The sequence below is a fragment of the Pseudomonas sp. B34(2017) genome, from assembly GCF_002112915.1.
In the GTDB taxonomy this organism is placed as follows: Bacteria; Pseudomonadota; Gammaproteobacteria; order Pseudomonadales; family Pseudomonadaceae; genus Aquipseudomonas; species Aquipseudomonas pharyngis.
In genome coordinates this window covers 157,558-175,819 of record NZ_NEJA01000005.1, presented here as the reverse complement: position 1 = coordinate 175,819, position 18,262 = coordinate 157,558, and the positions used below count along the sequence as shown (strand labels likewise).

The 18,262-nt window shown below is 60.0% G+C and carries 13 protein-coding genes and 2 tRNA genes; 10 read left to right on the top strand and 5 right to left on the bottom strand.

Features of this window, described 5'->3' with window-relative positions:
- Positions 1–291 precede the first annotated feature (291 nt).
- From CAF80_RS17395 to CAF80_RS17385, 3 genes are all read left to right on the top strand, one after another.
- On the top strand, positions 292–1,479 hold the full coding sequence (locus CAF80_RS17395; RefSeq protein ID WP_011332186.1) for an ATP phosphoribosyltransferase regulatory subunit: 1,188 nt from the start codon (positions 292–294) through the stop codon (positions 1,477–1,479).
- Positions 1,480–1,533: 54 nt separating this feature from the next.
- Positions 1,534–2,823 carry an adenylosuccinate synthase gene (locus CAF80_RS17390; protein ID WP_039766659.1) on the top strand — a complete coding sequence of 430 codons (1,290 nt, stop codon included), beginning with the start codon at positions 1,534–1,536 and terminating at the stop codon, positions 2,821–2,823.
- A gap of 139 nt (positions 2,824–2,962) precedes the next feature.
- Positions 2,963–4,897 carry a methyl-accepting chemotaxis protein gene (locus CAF80_RS17385; RefSeq protein ID WP_085667725.1) on the top strand — a complete coding sequence of 645 codons (1,935 nt, stop codon included), beginning with the start codon at positions 2,963–2,965 and terminating at the stop codon, positions 4,895–4,897.
- Positions 4,898–4,937: 40 nt separating this feature from the next.
- On the opposite strand, the gene CAF80_RS17380 is transcribed toward CAF80_RS17385, so the two are convergent.
- From CAF80_RS17380 to CAF80_RS17365, 4 genes are all read right to left on the bottom strand, one after another.
- A complete protein-coding gene (locus tag CAF80_RS17380; protein WP_064593105.1) occupies positions 4,938–6,503 on the bottom strand; it encodes an iron ABC transporter permease in 1,566 nt (521 codons plus the stop codon).
- A complete protein-coding gene (locus tag CAF80_RS17375; protein WP_085648072.1) occupies positions 6,503–7,513 on the bottom strand; it encodes an extracellular solute-binding protein in 1,011 nt (336 codons plus the stop codon). Before CAF80_RS17375 ends, CAF80_RS17380 begins: the two co-directional genes overlap by 1 nt.
- A 191-nt stretch (positions 7,514–7,704) precedes the next feature.
- A tRNA-Leu gene (locus CAF80_RS17370) sits at positions 7,705–7,791 on the bottom strand.
- A 181-nt stretch (positions 7,792–7,972) separates the two neighbouring features.
- A tRNA-Leu gene (locus tag CAF80_RS17365) sits at positions 7,973–8,059 on the bottom strand.
- A 224-nt stretch (positions 8,060–8,283) separates the two neighbouring features.
- Between CAF80_RS17365 and rnr the strand changes: the two genes are divergently transcribed.
- The 7 genes from rnr (at position 8,284) to dnaB (ending at position 15,579) form a co-directional block, all read left to right on the top strand.
- Positions 8,284–10,914: a ribonuclease R gene (gene rnr, locus CAF80_RS17360; protein WP_074689637.1), complete on the top strand. Its 2,631-nt coding sequence runs from the start codon at positions 8,284–8,286 to the stop codon at positions 10,912–10,914.
- A complete protein-coding gene (rlmB, locus tag CAF80_RS17355) occupies positions 10,911–11,675 on the top strand; it encodes a 23S rRNA (guanosine(2251)-2'-O)-methyltransferase RlmB (protein ID WP_039766671.1) in 765 nt (254 codons plus the stop codon). The genes rnr and rlmB overlap by 4 nt, the downstream gene beginning before the upstream one ends.
- Before the next feature lie 306 nt (positions 11,676–11,981).
- Positions 11,982–12,410: a 30S ribosomal protein S6 gene (rpsF, locus tag CAF80_RS17350; protein WP_007950702.1), complete on the top strand. Its 429-nt coding sequence runs from the start codon at positions 11,982–11,984 to the stop codon at positions 12,408–12,410.
- A 28-nt stretch (positions 12,411–12,438) separates the two neighbouring features.
- Positions 12,439–12,669 carry a 30S ribosomal protein S18 gene (rpsR, locus tag CAF80_RS17345; protein WP_002551829.1) on the top strand — a complete coding sequence of 77 codons (231 nt, stop codon included), beginning with the start codon at positions 12,439–12,441 and terminating at the stop codon, positions 12,667–12,669.
- A gap of 36 nt (positions 12,670–12,705) precedes the next feature.
- Positions 12,706–13,596: a hypothetical protein gene (locus CAF80_RS17340; protein ID WP_039766674.1), complete on the top strand. Its 891-nt coding sequence runs from the start codon at positions 12,706–12,708 to the stop codon at positions 13,594–13,596.
- Between the two features lie 19 nt (positions 13,597–13,615).
- A complete protein-coding gene (gene rplI / locus CAF80_RS17335; RefSeq protein ID WP_003186385.1) occupies positions 13,616–14,062 on the top strand; it encodes a 50S ribosomal protein L9 in 447 nt (148 codons plus the stop codon).
- A gap of 119 nt (positions 14,063–14,181) precedes the next feature.
- Positions 14,182–15,579 (top strand): replicative DNA helicase, encoded by a 1,398-nt coding sequence (gene dnaB / locus CAF80_RS17330; RefSeq protein ID WP_011332193.1) that lies wholly within the window; start codon positions 14,182–14,184, stop codon positions 15,577–15,579.
- A 96-nt stretch (positions 15,580–15,675) separates the two neighbouring features.
- On the opposite strand, the gene CAF80_RS17325 is transcribed toward dnaB, so the two are convergent.
- A complete protein-coding gene (locus CAF80_RS17325) occupies positions 15,676–18,258 on the bottom strand; it encodes a hypothetical protein (RefSeq protein WP_256578167.1) in 2,583 nt (860 codons plus the stop codon).
- Positions 18,259–18,262 lie beyond the last annotated feature (4 nt).

Below are 18,262 nucleotides of genomic sequence, written 5' to 3'. Positions count from 1 at the left end.
CCGCCCGGCGGCTAAAACCTCGGGCGGGGTGATCCTTTGGGAAAACGTGTGTATGATGCGGCAGCCGGGAAATTCCCGGCTTTTTTGCGTCTGCACGTTTGATTGCTGTTTTTGTTGCAGAGGATCGGGTTGAATGGCCCGACAGTTTTTCGAGGAAAGTGATGGGCGAAGCCGGTAACAGGCCTTTCGCCGCGTCGTCCATGCGCGTGCGTTTTGAACGTACCGGTCATTTTCTGCTTCACTCAAGGCTCGCCCTCGGGCTGGCCGCCCGGATCTAAGGGGAATGGCGTAATGGCAACGGTAGACCGCTGGCTGCTGCCAGATGGCATCGAAGAAGTACTGCCACCGGAAGCGGCGCGCATTGAAGTCGCGCGTCGTCAGGTGTTGGATCTGTTCCAGAGCTGGGGTTACGAGTTTGTCGTGACTCCCCATATCGAGTACCTGGAATCCCTGCTGACCGGCGCGGGCCAGGACCTGGATCTGCGTACCTTCAAGGTCATCGACCCGCAATCGGGCCGGCAGATGGGTTTCCGTGCCGACATCACGCCGCAAGTGGCGCGCATCGATGCGCACACCCTGCGGCGCGAAGGCCCGAGCCGTCTGTGCTACGCCGGCAGCGTGCTGCATGCACAGCCGCGTGCCTTGTCGTCCTCGCGCAGCCCGATCCAGCTGGGCGCCGAGTTGTACGGCGATGCCAGCCCGAGCAGCGACGTCGAAGTCATCAGCCTGATGCTGGCCATGTTGCAACTGGCCGATGTGCCGGACGTGCACATGGACCTCGGGCATGTCGGCATCTATCGCGGTCTGGCCCAGGCGGCTGGCCTGTCGGGTGAAGTCGAGCAGCAGTTGTTCGATGCGTTGCAACGCAAGGCCATCGACGAGGTCATTACCCTGACCGAAGGCCTGCCGGCCGATCTGTCCGGCATGCTGCGTGCGCTGGTCGACCTGTGCGGCGGCCGTGAGGTGCTGAGCGCTGCCCGCGAGCGTCTGGCCAATGCGCCGGCACCGGTACTGGCGGCGCTGGAAGATTTGCTGGCGATCGCCGAGCGTCTGTCGGTGCGCTTCCCGGAGCTGCCGCTGTACTTCGACCTCGGCGAGCTTCGCGGTTATCACTACCACACCGGTGTGGTGTTCGCGGTGTTCGTGCCAGGTGTTGGCCAGTCCATCGCCCAGGGCGGTCGCTACGACGACATCGGCGCCGACTTCGGTCGCGCCCGTCCGGCTACGGGCTTCTCCACCGATTTGAAAACCCTGGTGACCCTGGGGCGTGCTGAGATCGAGCTACCGTCTGGCGGTATCTGGATGCCTGACAGTACGGATGCGGCACTCTGGCAGCAGGTTTGCCAGTTGCGCAGTGAGGGTCAGCGTGTCGTTCAGGCGTTGCCTGGACAACCTTTGGCCGCCGCCCGTGATGCGGACTGCGACCGGCAATTGATCCAGCAGAACGGGCTTTGGCAAGTATCGCCACTGGCTTCTTGAGTTTTCCTGCCGGCTGACGCCGGCACCAAGTTTGCGCGAATGAGGACAAGTGTTATGGGTAAGAATGTCGTAGTCCTGGGCACCCAATGGGGTGATGAGGGCAAAGGCAAGATCGTTGATCTGCTGACCGAACATGCTGCCGCCGTAGTGCGCTACCAGGGTGGCCACAACGCCGGTCACACTCTGGTGATCGACGGTGAAAAAACCGTCTTGCACCTGATCCCGTCGGGCGTGCTGCGCGAAGGCGTGCAGTGCCTGATCGGCAACGGCGTGGTGGTTGCACCTGACGCCCTGCTGCGCGAGATCACCAAGCTGGAAGAGAAAGGCGTACCGGTGCGCGAGCGCCTGCGCATCAGCCCTTCCTGCCCGCTGATCCTGTCCTTCCACGTGGCGCTGGACCAGGCCCGTGAAAAGGCCCGCGGCGAGCTGAAGATCGGTACGACCGGTCGCGGCATCGGCCCGGCTTACGAAGACAAGGTTGCACGTCGCGGTCTGCGTGTCGGCGACCTGCTCAACATGCCGCGCTTTGAAGACAAGCTGCGTGAGCTGGTGGACTACCACAACTTCATGCTGGTCGGTTACTACAAAGAGGCTGCCATCGAGTACGAAAAGACTCTGGCCGAGTGCAAGGAATACGCCGAGCTGCTCAAGCCGCTGATGCTGGACGTGACTGCCGAGCTGCACGACCTGCGTCGCGCCGGCAAAGACATCATGTTCGAAGGCGCCCAGGGTTCGTTGCTCGACATCGACCACGGCACCTACCCGTACGTGACCAGCTCCAACACCACCGCGGGTGGCGTGGCGACCGGTTCGGGCGTTGGTCCGATGTTCCTGGACTACATCCTGGGCATCACCAAGGCTTACACCACTCGCGTAGGTTCGGGCCCATTCCCGACCGAGCTGTTCGACGAAGTCGGTGCGCACCTGGCCAAGCAAGGTCACGAATTCGGCGCTACCACCGGCCGTGCCCGTCGTTGCGGCTGGTTTGACGCCGTTATCCTGCGTCGCGCTATCGATGTGAACAGCATCTCGGGCATCTGCCTGACCAAGCTGGACGTACTCGACGGTCTGGAAACCATCAACATCTGCACCGGCTACAAGGATGCACAAGGCAACGCCGTTGCTCCGACTGACGCTGACAGCTACGTGGGCCTGCAGCCTGTGTACGAAGAAGTGCCAGGCTGGAGCGAGTCGACCGTGGGTGCCAAGACCCTGGAGGAGCTGCCGGCTAACGCTCGTGCCTACATCAAACGCGTTGAAGAGTTGATCGGCGCGCCGATCGACATTATTTCGACGGGGCCGGACCGAAACGAAACTATCGTTCTGCGTCATCCGTTCGCTTGATAAGTCGTTGATGTAAAAAACAAAGGCCCCTTCATCGGGGCCTTTGTCGTTTATGCCTGTTGGACGGCATGACCTTTGCTGTGATTCTGTCTACAAGAGTGCCATCAAATTAATGGCGTCAGACGTAGAGGGATTCAAAGTGTCAGCCGTTCTCTCACTGTTACAAAGCCGTCTGTTGCGGCCCGTGTTCGTTACCCTTGGTATCGCTCTTTTGGTGCAAGTGCTGGTGGCCGTCGCCCTGACGCGGAGCACCGTGACCGCGCTGGAAGCCGATCTCGGCACTCGCCTGGGCGCCGATAGCCAGAAGTTGTCCGGAGAGCTGGAGCAGGCCGGGCGCGAAGTCACGTCGAGTCTCGACAACCTCTCCTCGAGTACCCGTCAGCGTCTTACCGCCGGTCTTTCCTCGCGTCTGAAGGAGGAGCAGTCGCAGCTGCGTGCGACGTTGGAAAAAGACCTGAAGGATTCGGCCAATGACATGGCTCAGTTGCTGGCCTCCGTGGCGCCCCGTGCCATGTGGGACAGCGACGTACCGACCCTTTCCGAATTCGCCCGCCGGGCCCAGCGTAATCCCAACGTGCTGTTCGTGGTGTATGACGACGCCACCGGCCAGCATCTGACTCGCTACCTCAACCGCGAAAACCCGATCAACAAGGCCCTTTTGGAAAAGGGTCAGGGCGAGCGGGCGCTGGATAAAGTGCTGGATGCGGCGAAGAACGATCCGTCGGTCTACTACCTTGAAGCTTCGATCAATCCCAATGGCGTGGAAATCGGCAAGGTGCTGATGGGTGTCTCGACTGCTTCGGTCGAAACCGATCTGGCAGCGCTCGATCAGCGCTTCACAGCGTTGATTGCCAGCAGCGATCAACTGGTTGGCGACAGCCTCAAAGGCGCCGCTGCCGACAGCGCCACCGCCATGCGTGCGCGCCTGCAATCGGCGCAATCCACGGCTGCCGAAATGAAGGCCAACACCACCAGTACCGTACAGGACGCAGCAGCAACTCTGCGCTGGCGTATCGGTATGGGCCTGGCGCTGGTCGGTGCCGGGGTGCTGTTGCTGCTGGCGGTGGTGCTCGGTCATCGGGTCGTCAATCGCCTGAAAATGCTCAACGCCGCCATGGATGACCTGGCCGCAGGCGAGGGTGATCTGACCAAGCGCGTGCAGATCAACAGCAAGGACGAAATCGGCGACATGGCTTCGGCGGTCAACCGCTTTGTGGACAAGTTGCAGCCGATCGTGCGCGAGGCCGGGGATGTGGCTCAGCGCACCGGTGTGGAAATCGGCGCCATGACCCTGCGCAACGCCGGGGCCGACGCAGCGGCCGGGATGCAGCGTGATGAAGTGGCCGAAAGTCTGCGGGCGCTGTCGCAAATGGCCGATGAGGCTCAGTCGGAAAGCCATGCGATGCAGGCGGCGTTGAAGCAGGTGGTCGATATTCGTCAGGCCACTGACGAGAACACTCGCACCTCGGCCAAGGTCGGCAGCCTGATCGAGGCGCTGGCGGGGCAGGTCGACACCGGGGCGAAAGTCATCGAGCGGCTGGCGCAGCAGAGCGAACAGATCGAAGTGGTGCTGACCGTGATTCACGGCATCGCCGAGCAGACCAACCTGCTGGCGCTCAACGCCGCTATTGAGGCGGCCCGTGCTGGCGAGACCGGCCGCGGGTTTGCGGTGGTGGCGGATGAAGTCCGGGCGTTGGCGAGCAAGACCCAAAGCTCCACCGGAGACATTCAAGCGCACATCGTGGCCCTGCAGCAGGGCGCCCGTGAAGCGGTCGAGGCGATCGGTCAGGCCGGGCGTCAGGCCAGCGAAGGTTTGCTGGTGCTGCGTGACAGTGCGCGGTTGCAGCAATCGGTGCAGGCGTCGGTCGAGCAGGTGCATGCGGCGATTGGCCTGGCGACTCAGGCAGCGGCGCATCAGGCGCAAGGCGCGCAGGCTGTGCGGGGGCGCGTCGAAACGATTCATGCCCAGGCCGAGAAGGCCGCACAGGCGGTCGTCGAGACTACGGCCAGCGGCAAGGTGCTGGATGGTCTGGCGGCGCAACTCAAGGCCAGTCTGGGGCAGTTCCGAGCTTGATGTTGCGGGCAAAAAAATCGCAGCTTCGGCTGCGATTTTTTTATCGGCTCAAATACATCCGGGTTGTCAGCAGGTAGACGGGCAATCCCGACACCACAATCAACAACGCCGCATAAGGCGCCGCCGCTGCGAACTCGACATTTGCGGTATGCGCCCAGACTTCAGTCGCCAATGTGTTGAGCCCGGTCGGACTCAGCAGCAATGTAGCCGTCAGTTCTTTCATGGCATCCAGAAACACCAGCGCAAACGCTGCGCCCAGTGCCGGGAAGATGATCGGCAGGGTCACCCGGCAGAACGCCGTGAACGAAGAGGCGCCGAGGGTGCGGGCGGCTTCTTCGAGTTGCGGGGCAGCCTTGTTCAACGCCGTGCGGATCGGCGCCTGAGCCAGCGGCAGAAACAGCAGTGCATACGCAATCAGCAATAGCGCGGAAGTCTGGTACAGCGCCGGCACGTAATGCAGGGCGAAATACACCAGCGTCAACGCGATTACCAATCCCGGCAGGGCGTGCAGCAGATAGGGCAGGCGTTCGGCCCAGATCGCCAGTTGGCCCTTGTAGCGCACCACCAGCAATCCGACCGGCACTGCCAGCACCAGACACAATCCAGCGCCACCCAGCGATAGCGCCAATGAAGACAGCAAGGCTTCAGTGATCGCCGCAACCGGGAATGCCGCTGACGATCCCACGGCGAGCCAGTAGGCCAGCATGCCCAGCGGAATCCCGCTGCCGACAATCGCCAGCATCAGGCAATACAGCTGACCGGCAATCGCCCAAGGGCCCAGTCGCACTTGTTCAGCTCGACGCGCCGCACCCTGGCCGGTACGTACATGTCGTCCCTTGCCGCGCACCCGCAACTCCAGCCACAACAGCATCAGGCACAGCGCCAGCAACACTGCCGACAGCATCGCCGCGTTGGCATTGCTGAATTCCAGTTCGAATTGCTGATAGATCGCAGTGGTGAAGGTTTGCAGGCCAATGATCGACAGTGCGCCGAACTCCACGAGCATGTGCAATGCGATCAGCAACGAGCCGGCCAGCAGCGAAGGCCAGAGCAGCGGCAGGGTGACGCGGAAAAACACGCCCCAGCGATTCTGTCCCAGGGTGCGAGCGGACTCCTCAAGAGAAGGATCAAGATTGCGCAGCGTGGCGGCTACCGGTAGGAAGATCAGCGGGTACTTCGACAGGCTCATCACCAGGATCGCCCCGCCGAGTCCTTCGAACTGTGCGCTGAGCGAAACCCAGGTAAAGCTGCTGACGAATGCCGGCACCGCGAACGGCAGGCAAAGAATCACGCCCCACAGCCGTCGCCCCGGCAAGTTGCTGCGCTCCAGCAGCCACGCCAGCGACAGACCGATCACGCCACAGGTCACGGTCACGCCAACCATCAGCGCCAGCGTGTTGCGCAGCAGGCCGAACACATAGGGGCGCCACAGCAAGTGCAGCGCTTCGGTCCAGCCCGCCTGCCAGGCCTTGAGCCCGACGTAGGCCAGCGGCAACAGGCTCATGACCACCAGCAACAACACCGGCAGCACCAGCCAGATCGACGGCCGCTTGCGCCTTGGCACGTAGCCCCCGCGTGTAGCGGGGGCGGATAACGATGCGGTCATCAGTTCAGGCCAACTTCACGTTCCAGCTCCAGCGCTTCTTCGGCGTTGCCCAGATCGGCCGGCGTGACGTCCGGCGCTTCCAGTTCGCTGAACGGCTTGAGGCCGCGATCCGATTCCATGCCTTTGTGCAGCGGGTATTCGGCGGTGGTCTGGGTGATCACGCGCTGGCCTTCTTCGCTGGCCATGTAGGCGAGAAATTGCTGGGCTTCTTTTGGGTGTTTGCTGGATTTCAGCACGGCTGCGCTGGAAACGGTGATCAGGCCGCCAACGTCGCCGCCGGTGAAGTAATGCAGTTTCGAATCAAGCTGGCCTTTTTCCCGTTGCAGGGCGAACCAGTAATAGTTGTTCACCAGCACGGTGGCGACTTCGCCGTTTTCCACAGCCTTGAGGGCGACCATGTTGTTGCTGTAGGTCTTGCCGAAGGCACGCAGACCGGTCAGCCATTCTTCGGCGGCTTCGCGACCGTGCTTTTTGATGATGGCCACGGCCTGTTCCTGGAACGCGCCGCTGGTCGGGACGAAGCCGACCTTGCCTTGCCACTGCGGATCGGCGAAATCCAGCACCGATTTGGGCAGATCTTTTTCGTCGATCAGTTTCGGGTTGAAGGCCACCACGCGAACCCGGGCGGTGACGCCGATCCAGGTGCCGTTGCCGGCGACGTATTTTTTCGGCAGAACGGCCAGGGTCGCATCGTCAGCCTTGGCCAGCAGGCCTTGCTCGCCGAGGTTGTTCAGCGGCGGGGATTCTTCGGTGTAGATGACGTCGGCAGGTGAGCGGTCGCCTTCTTCGATGATCTGGCTGGCGAGCTGGTTGCTGCTACCCTTGCGGACATTGACGTGAATGCCGGTCTTGGCTTCGAAGGCTTTGGCGATCGCGTCGCCGACTTCCTTGTGTTGACCGTTGTAGAGCGTCAGGGAAACCGTGTCGGCAGCCTGGGTGAGGGGAGTGGCGAGTGCCAGGCCGAGCAGGGTGAAGGTCAAGCCGCGGCGCAGGGTATTTCGAAACATCATTCGCAGGGTTCCTCACTGTCGCATTGCAAAAACTTGCAACAATGATAAACGATATTGTTTCTCAAGTGCGCCTTGCGGGGAGGGGGTGGGTCTGATAGGCGTTGGGATTCAGGTTTTCCAAACCCCGGAAACGCAAAAACCCGCTTTCGCGGGTTTTTGTGAGATTCAAGATCGTGATCTTGAATTTGAATTGGTGCCCAGAAGAAGACTCGAACTTCCACGACCGTAAGGTCACCAGCACCTGAAGCTGGCGTGTCTACCAATTTCACCATCTGGGCTTCATCTTCAGCGTCGCCGCTGTTGATGTGGCGCACTATACGGAGCGCCTTTTGATCTGTAAACCCCTGATTTGATTTTAATAAATCATTTTCAGAAAAATGCGGGGCGCAGAATGCGAAAAACCCGCTTTCGCGGGTTTTTGTGTGAGTCTTGAAACTGATCTAGTCTCAAACTCGAAATTGGTGCCCAGGAGAAGACTCGAACTTCCACGACCGTAAGGTCACCAGCACCTGAAGCTGGCGTGTCTACCAATTTCACCACCTGGGCATCTCGTCAACGTGTGTACGTCGTCGATGGCGCGCACTATACGGAGCGACTTTTTAACTGTAAACCCCTGCCGGCAAAAAAAATGATTTTTTTTACCAGCGGTGTTCAAAACGGCTTTCGAACGTCGATAGAGGGCTTTAGAAAGGCCTTTATAGTCTGAAATTTCCCGTTTGATGGCGCCTATGCCAAACTAACCCGCATATAGACAAGGTGAAAACTCTCTAATGGCCGATTGGCAGTCCCTCGATCCCGAGGCCGCTCGTGAAGCGGAAAAATATGAAAACCCTATTCCCAGCCGCGAACTGATCCTTCAGCACCTTGCTGATCGAGGTTCGCCTGCTGCCCGCGAGCAACTGGTCGAAGAGTTTGGTCTGACCACAGAAGACCAGATAGAAGCCCTGCGCCGCCGCCTGCGCGCCATGGAGCGCGATGCTCAACTGATCTATACCCGCCGCGGCACGTATGCACCGGTCGACAAGCTCGACCTGATCCTCGGTCGCATCAGTGGTCACCGCGACGGCTTCGGCTTCCTGGTGCCGGATGACGGCTCCGACGACCTGTTCATGAGCCCGGCGCAAATGCGTCTGGTGTTCGACGGCGACCGTGCCCTGGCGCGTGTTTCCGGCCTGGACCGTCGCGGTCGTCGCGAAGGCGTGATCGTCGAAGTGGTGTCCCGTGCCCACGAAAGCATCGTCGGCCGCTACTTCGAAGAAGGCGGTATCGGCTTCGTCGTCGCGGACAACCCGAAGATCCAGCAGGAAGTCCTTGTGACGCCGGGCCGCAACGCCAACGCCCAGATCGGTCAGTTCGTCGAGGTGAAAATCACCCACTGGCCGACTCCGCGCTTCCAGCCGCAAGGCGACGTGATCGAAGTCGTCGGCAACTACATGGCGCCGGGCATGGAAATCGATGTCGCCCTGCGCACCTACGACATTCCGCACGTCTGGCCTGAAGCCGTTCTGAAGGAAGCCGGCAAACTCAAGCCGGAAGTCGAAGAAAAAGACAAAGAGAAGCGCGTCGACCTGCGTCATCTGCCGTTCGTCACCATTGACGGCGAAGATGCCCGCGACTTTGACGACGCGGTCTACTGCGAAGCCAAGCCAGGCAAGCTGCGCCTGTTCTCCGGCGGCTGGAAGTTGTACGTGGCGATTGCAGACGTTTCCAGCTATGTGAAGATCGGTTCGGCTCTGGATAACGAAGCCCAGGTGCGCGGCAACTCGGTGTACTTCCCCGAGCGCGTGGTGCCGATGCTCCCGGAGCAGCTCTCCAACGGCCTGTGCTCGCTGAACCCGCACGTCGATCGTCTGGCCATGGTTTGCGAGATGACCATCTCCAAGTCCGGCGAAATGACCGACTACTGCTTCTATGAAGCGGTGATCCATTCCCACGCCCGTCTGACCTATAACAAGGTCAGTGCGATGCTGGAAACGCCGAAGGCGACCGAAGGGCGCAAGCTTCGCGGTGAATACACCGACGTCCTGCCGCACCTCAAGCAACTCTACGCGCTGTACAAGGTATTGCTGGCTGCCCGTCATGTGCGTGGCGCGATCGATTTCGAAACGCAAGAAACCCGGATCATCTTCGGTTCCGAGCGCAAGATTGCCGAAATCCGTCCGACCACCCGTAACGACGCGCACAAGCTGATCGAGGAATGCATGCTGGCGGCCAACGTGGCCACCGCTGAGTTCCTGAAAAAGCACGAAATCCCTGCGCTGTACCGCGTCCACGACGGCCCGCCACCGGAGCGTCTGGAAAAGCTGCGCGCGTTCCTCGGCGAACTCGGCCTGTCCCTGCACAAAGGCAAGGATGGTCCGTCGCCGAAGGACTATCAGGCACTGTTGGCCAGCATCAAGGATCGTCCGGATTTCCACCTGATCCAGACCGTGATGCTGCGCTCCCTGAGCCAGGCGGTGTACAGCGCCCAGAACGAAGGCCACTTCGGCCTGAATTACGAAGCCTATACCCACTTCACCTCGCCGATCCGTCGTTACCCGGACCTGCTCACGCACCGGGCGATCCGCAGCGTGATCCATTCGAAACAGGACACCCCGCACGTTCGCCGTGCCGGTGCGATGACCATTCCGAAGGCGCGCATCTATCCGTACGACGAAGCAGCGCTGGAGCAACTCGGCGAGCAGTGCTCGATGAGCGAGCGCCGTGCCGACGAAGCGACCCGCGACGTGGTGAACTGGCTCAAGTGCGAGTTCATGAAAGACCGCGTGGGCGAATCGTTCCCGGGCGTGATCACTGCCGTGACCGGTTTCGGGCTGTTCGTCGAACTGACCGATATTTACGTCGAAGGTCTGGTGCATGTTACGGCGTTGCCGGGTGACTACTACCACTTCGACCCTGTGCACCACCGCCTGGCGGGCGAGCGCACCGGTCGCAGCTTCCGTCTTGGCGATACCGTTGAGGTGCGGGTGATGCGCGTCGATCTCGACGAGCGCAAGATCGACTTCGAGATGGCTGAAAAAACCATCAGCGCGCCGATCGGCCGCAAAAAGCGTGGCACCGAGACGACCGCTCCTGCAGCGAAGGTTGTGGAAGAGAAGGCTCCGGCAAAATCCGCCAGCCGTCGCCCGGCCAAGGAAAAAGCCGTCGAGGCTTATCGTCCGAGCGATGCCGTGGCGAAAAACGCCGAACTGCGCAAAAGCCGTGAAATGAAGAAGGCCTTGCTGGCCGACGCCAAAAACGGTGGTAAAGCGGCGTCCGGGGGAAAGACCGGACGGTCGGTGCCTGACAAGGCTTCCGGCGGCAAGCCAGCCAAACCGAGCAAACACCGTAAAGGCCCGCCGAAAGCGGGTTCCGCTCCAGCCAAAAGTGGCGGGGCGCGTAAACCGAAGGCGAAGTCATGAGTCAGTTGGAAAAAATCTACGGCGTTCACGCGGTAGAAGCGTTGCTGCGTCACCACCCTAAACGCGTCAAGCAGATCTGGCTGGCCGAGAGTCGCAACGATCCGCGGGTGCAGACGCTGATCGAGCTGGCCAACGAAAACCGGGTCCAGATCGGTCAGGCCGAGCGCCGCGAAATGGACGCCTGGGTCGAAGGCGTGCACCAGGGCGTGGTGGCGGACGTCAGTCCGAGCCAGGTCTGGGGCGAGGCGATGCTGGACGAGCTGCTCGATCGCACCGAAGGCGCGCCGCTGTTGCTGGTGCTCGACGGCGTGACCGACCCGCACAACCTCGGCGCCTGCCTGCGTTCGGCGGATGCCGCCGGTGCGCTGGCGGTCATCGTGCCAAAAGACAAGTCGGCCACCCTGACCCCTGTGGTGCGTAAAGTGGCTTGCGGCGCGGCGGAGGTGATTCCTCTGGTGGCGGTGACCAACCTTGCGCGCACCCTGGAAAAGCTTCAGCAGCGCGGGTTGTGGATTGTCGGCACGGCGGGTGAGGCCGAAGTCAGCATCTATGACCAGGATCTGACTGGTCCGACCATCCTGATCATGGGTGCCGAAGGCAAAGGCATGCGTCGTCTGACTCGTGAACATTGCGATTATCTGGTGCACCTGCCGATGGCCGGTAGCGTCAGCAGTCTCAACGTGTCGGTTGCGACAGGTGTGTGTCTGTTCGAAGCCCAGCGTCAGCGCGGTGCCAAGGCCAAGGCGGCTAAAAAGGCTTAAGCCTCACGGCGTCATAAATGTGGGAGCGAGCCTGCTCGCGAAGCGGAGTTACATTCAGCATCATTGTTGGATGTTAAGCCGCCATCGCGAGCAGGCTCGCTCCCACAGTGTTTTCTGGTGTGGCAGAAAGTGTGACTGTTCAAATAATCACCAATTGCCTTGCACCTCTTCAGTCCCTTCTCTACAATTGCGCCCCTTGCTGTGGCGGCAGGCATGCATGTGCCCCGCGCCAGCAAGTCCATAAGTGTCATTCACTCCTTGTCTGACCGTTTTTGAGCGGCAGGCTACAACCCGTAAGGAGCATTCATGCGTCATTACGAAATCATCTTTCTGGTCCACCCTGACCAGAGCGAGCAAGTCGGCGGCATGGTTGAGCGTTACACCAAGCTGATCGAAGAAGACGGCGGCAAAATCCACCGTCTGGAAGACTGGGGCCGTCGTCAACTGGCCTACGCAATCAACAATGTTCACAAGGCTCACTACGTGATGCTGAACGTTGAGTGCACTGGCAAGGCTCTGGCCGAGCTGGAAGACAACTTCCGCTACAACGATGCTGTGATCCGTAACCTGGTCATCCGTCGCGACGAAGCCGTTACCGGCCAGTCCGAGATGCTCAAGGCTGAAGAAAACCGCAGTGAGCGCCGTGAGCGTCGCGAACGTCCTGAGCACGATGGCAGCGCCGATGGCGATGACAGCGATAGCGACAGCGACAACAGCGATAACGCTGACGAGTAATCCACGGACCTTTTAAGGAGCCTATCAAATGGCACGTTTCTTCCGTCGTCGTAAATTCTGCCGCTTCACCGCTGAAGACGTGAAGGAGATCGATTACAAAGATCTCAACACTCTGAAAGCCTACGTATCCGAGACCGGCAAAATCGTTCCAAGCCGCATCACCGGTACCAAAGCTCGTTATCAGCGTCAGCTGGCCACCGCTATCAAGCGCGCCCGCTTCCTGGCCCTGCTGGCCTACACCGACAGCCACGGCCGCTGAGACCGGGCAGTCGACAAGTAGCAAAGGATTGAATGCATGCGTGCCTTAGCTGAGTTCATCATGCGCGGCCGTATGCAGGCCACTCTCGTAGTGGCCGGGTGTGCAACATTGCCGTTGTTGTATTGGTTGGGTGCTGCCGCCGGGAGCCTGGTGCTTCTGCGGCGCGGATTGACCGACGCCCTGGGCGTCGTGTCGCTGGGACTGCTGCCGGCATTGATCTGGTGGTTGTATGCCGATGACCCACGGGCACTTCTGGTGCTGCTGGGGTCTTCGGGGCTTGCGCTGGTGTTGCGCGCAAGCGAGTCCTGGGTCCGTACGCTGCTGGTCAGCGTAGCCATGGGGCTGGTGTTTTCAGTGGTGCTCGGGGCGGCGTTCGCGCCCCAGATCGAGATGCTGGCGCAGGCCTTGGTAAAGGTCATGCCCGCGCTTCTCGGTGATGCCTACCAACAATTGTCGGTAGACGAGCAGGCGCGTTTCGCGTCGCTGATCGCACCGGTCCTGACCGGCCTGATTGCGGCCTTGTTGCAGATCGTCAGCGTGCTGAGCCTGATTGTCGGGCGTTATTGGCAGGCGTTGTTGTACAACCCGGGTGGTTTTGGTCGCGAGTTTCGCGCCATCCGGATCCCGCTGGGACCGGCGATGTTGCTGCTGGCGTTGATGCTTCTGGGCCCGAATCTCGGTGCACAGATGGCCATGTTGACGCCGTTGTGCAGTGTGCCGCTGGTGTTCGCCGGGCTGGCCCTGATTCACGGGCTGGTGGCGCAAAGGCGACTGGCCGGTTTCTGGCTGGTGGGGTTGTACGTGACGCTGTTGCTGTTCATGCAGCTGATCTATCCGTTGCTCGTGGTTCTGGCCATTGTCGACAGCCTGATTGATTTTCGCGGTCGGGTGTCGAAAGACACCGATAACGCGAACGGTGAAGGTTAAAAGTTAAGAGGATTTCCACATGCAACTGATCCTTCTGGAAAAAATCGCCAACCTGGGCAACCTGGGCGACAAAGTAAACGTTAAGGCCGGTTACGGCCGTAACTACCTGCTGCCTTTCGGCAAAGCCACCGCTGCGACCGCTGCCAACCTGGCTGCGTTCGAAGAGCGTCGCGCTGAGCTGGAAAAAGCCGCCGCAGACCGTAAAGCATCGGCTGAAAGCCGTGCTGCCCAACTGGCCGAGCTGGAAGTGACCATCACTGCCACCGCTGGCGACGAAGGCAAGCTGTTCGGTTCGATCGGTACTCACGACATCGCTGACGCACTGACCGCCTCCGGCGTTGAAGTTGCGAAAAGCGAAGTTCGTCTGCCGAACGGCACCATCCGCAACGTGGGTGAATTCGACGTGGCCGTGCACCTGCACGCCGAAGTTGAAGCCACCGTGCGCGTTGTCGTGGTAGCAGCTTAAGCAACACCCTGATCGACTGGCGGCTTGTCCGTCAGACGGTTAACATCGGGCACGATCCTGTTTACAGGTCGTGCCCTTTGTCTTTCTGCACTCCTGCTTTTCCTGATTAAAAAGTGGCCATGAACGAAATCTCCGCTCCCGAGCAATACGATCTGCAAACTGCCGCGCTGAAGGTGCCGCCGCATTCCATCGAGGCCGAACAGGCTGTACTCGGTGGTCTGATGCTGGACAACAACGCCTGGGAACGCGTGCTCGATCAAGTCTCCGACGGCGATTTCTACCGACATGACCACCGTCTGATTTTCCGTGCGATCGCCAAACTGGCCGATCAGAACTTGCCGATCGATGTCGTGACCCTTGCCGAGCAACTGGACAAGGAAGGTCAGACTTCGCAGGTCGGCGGCCTCGGTTACCTTGGCGAACTGGCGAAAAACACGCCGTCCGTCGCCAACATCAAGGCTTATGCGCAGATCGTCCGCCAACGTGCGACGTTGCGTCAGTTGATCGGTATCAGCACCGAAATTGCCGACAGCGCCTTCAATCCCGAAGGTCGCACTGCCGAGGAAATCCTCGACGAAGCCGAGCGGCAGATCTTCGCGATTGCCGAAGCCCGGCCGAAAACCGGCGGCCCGGTAGGTGTGAATGACCTGTTGACCAAGGCCATCGACCGCATCGATACCCTGTTCAACACCGCCGATTCGATCACCGGCCTGTCCACCGGCTACACCGACCTCGACGAAAAGACCAGCGGCCTGCAACCGGCCGACTTGATCATCGTCGCCGGCCGTCCTTCGATGGGTAAGACGACTTTCGCGATGAACCTGGTGGAAAACGCCGTGTTGCGCAGCGACAAGGTCGTGCTGGTGTACTCCCTCGAGATGCCAGGCGAATCGCTGATCATGCGTATGCTGTCGTCCCTCGGCCGTATCGACCAGACCAAGGTGCGTTCCGGCCAGTTGGAAGATGACGACTGGCCGCGCCTGACCTCGGCAGTCAACCTGCTCAACGACCGCAAGCTGTTCATCGATGACACCGCCGGCATCAGCCCGTCGGAGATGCGCGCCCGGACCCGGCGTCTGGTGCGCGAGCACGGCGACATCGGCCTGATCATGATCGACTACCTGCAGCTGATGCAGATCCCGGGTTCCAGCGGCGACAACCGGACCAACGAGATTTCCGAGATCTCCCGATCCTTGAAAGCCCTGGCCAAGGAATTCAACTGCCCGGTAGTCGCCCTGTCGCAGCTCAACCGTTCCCTGGAACAACGTCCCAACAAGCGCCCGGTGAACTCCGACTTGCGGGAATCCGGAGCGATCGAGCAGGACGCCGACGTGATCATGTTCGTGTACCGGGACGAGGTGTATCACCCGGAAACCGAGCACAAGGGCATCGCCGAGATCATCATCGGCAAGCAGCGGAACGGCCCGATCGGCTTCATCCGCCTGGCGTTCATCGGCAAATACACCCGTTTCGAGAACCTTGCCCCGGGTAGCTATAACTTCGACGATGACGAGTAAGGACTAAGCGTTTCAACCGACTGCATCAGCCGGTTGAAACGGATGCTTCCGACAATCGTTGCTACAGGTCGGCTGAATTGTCAGAGAAGGGCGGTCCTATTTCGCCAGTTCAAATATTTTTCGTGCCGTTTTGCCGTCGAACGATTCACGCCAGATCGGGATGTGCGGCAAGCCGGCCTGCTCATCCTGGCGCTGGGACGATGCGCCCCGTCTGGCCTGATCAAGCTTTTTGAGATGGGCACCCTTGACCGTGAAGTTCAGCGCGACGCTGTTCTTCCTGTCGTAGTGAAAATGGGCTTCCCACAAAGGTGAACCGTCGGATCGATCAGTGATGGAATAAACGTCCAGAAATGATTTGTTCTGGCCTTTGCCTACCGGCTGGCGATCAACAGTCCTGGTCGCGCCGAGCTCCGCGTGATCCAGCAGATAGTTCAGGCGCAGTATGTCCAGCACGTCCCGATCTTTGTACATCCGTATCAGGATCTTCTGTCCTTCGGCGGTCAATAAATTGCCAGCGTTTCGCAGACGACCGACCAGCCCCGTGATCTCGCGGTCCTCGGTTCCCTTGCTGTGGTGTTCAAGCAAACGTGCCTGCTCGTTGAGTCGGTCCGCCTCGGTACCCAGAAACTCGATGATTTCCGTCGGGTTGGTTTTTCCGGTTTCCTTGGCTCTTGCTTCGTCCTGATGAGTTTTGACTTCGGCCAACAAGCGGTTCGCTTCGCCAAGCAGCTGTAGCCTGGTCGTTGCGGCAATCGGCGGGCGTACGGGCAACCATTCACCTTCGCGTTTTTCGTATCGCTGAGGCAGATTGTTCGGGTGGAAAGGATCAGGCACCTTGAGGGTGACGTTGCCGTCGGGGGCAATTTCCTGTTCTCCCACCAGTACCTTGTAGGTGCCGCGCTGGCGGGTTCGAAATATTTTCCTTGGAGGAGGGGGAGGCGCGGCCTCTGCATGGACCGGTTGTGCAGGAACAAAATCGAAATCGATCTCCTGATCAAGACGGGGAAGCTCGGTATTGCGGTCAAAGGTGGCAAAGATCTCGGTCAGCGTGCTCTCGATTCTCTTCTCGAACAAATCGGTCAGCGCGATGATTTCTCTGAGGTGAGCAGTGTTTTCAGGCGTCTCGGAGGCCACTTGCGCTTCAAAACGGATCTTCTCTGCCTTGATCTGATCGAGGGCCAACAGCAGCGCGGGCGGTTGCTCTCGCCTGGGCACATTTTCCAGGTCTTCGCTGAACAGGCGGGCAGCCCGCGCCGATTGCATACCTGTGCCGGCAGGGTTTTCGGGGTTGTTCGCAAACAGGTACAGGTAGGCTATCAGCTTGTTGCAATTGACCTCGTCGGCTCCGTGAACGCTGCGGTTCATGTCGTCCAGTTCAACTGATCGCCTCGGTGCAACTTGTTTGATCTGATCCACCACCGTTTGACGGATGTCGAGCAGCTTGAGCTTCCTGTTGTAATGCCCAATGAGTTTCCTGTAACTATCGAGGTTGTAGGCCTGTACGCTGGGCTTGATTCGCAAATCCATTATTTGCAGGAGGCTGTTCAGGGCCACCACTCTGTCCATCCGGATTTTCTGCAAGCTCTGTGTGGTGAATCTTTCTTTGATTTGATGCTTCCAGTCCTCGTGGTCGATGAACCTTTTTGCAAAGTCATCATGCAGTCGGGTGTGCTTGAACAGGAGCAATTCAAGTTCGGCAAAGCTCAAGGTACGTTCGGCACTTCCAACGGGGAGGGCAAAAGCCTTTACCCAGAGAGCATTGGCGACATCGGTTGACTGGTTGATTGCTGCGTGAGCCGCCTCGAAGGGTTCCCATCCCACATGTTGGACCTGGGGTATCTGAACTCCCCGACGACGGTGCATTCCTCCCTTCAGACCCACGGATACTGCAAACCAGGCGTTCGCCTCGCCGCGGGAAATCGCCAGGGTTTCACCGGGCCGACTCGCGTTGTAGATATTTGTATCGTCGTTTGCCACGGGATCCGTGGGTTTGACAATGCGCCAGACCTTCTGTTGAGGAGAGGATGCATCGATATCCTGCATGACTTGATAGGCCTGATTTTCAATGACGACGTAACGCTTGCCTTCGAACGCGTATATCCCGTTGTCATCCGCCACCGCGTCAGTGAAGTCCAGAGAGGTACGGAAGTCTTCCAGGCGACGGCTGCTCAGACTGAAGGTCATCGACTCCGGATCGAGCATCGGGTACCAGAGCCTGCTGTCGGGGTCTTGCAGAAGCAGCGGGCCGGACGGGACTCGCTCACTGCTCAGCCTGGCGCGGTACAGGCCGCTCTCGCTGTCCAGGCCGACCAGAAAGATGCTGCCGTCGAGCATGTCGACAAACTGCCGTCCTTTGAACCACCTGAATCCCTGGGCATCGGGCTGAGGCAACTGGACATCAGACGCGATCCGGTATTCCTCCAGAGAGGGCCGCGTCGCTGGCATGTTTTGCGTTGTGTAAGGTATTTCGCTGATGTTCACTTGCGGCGCGGGTGCGATGGCATCCAGATCGATATCCGCCTGCGTTCTGCCCGACCCGCCGAGGCGTTCGCGATGATGGATCACCGGCGAGGAGAACCGAGTCGGATCGGCTCCGGGAAGCGACTCGTTTGCTCGGCGTGAAGGAGGTGTATGTACTTCTACGGTAGTGTTGCCCTTGGAGGGCGGTTTTACTGGCATGGGG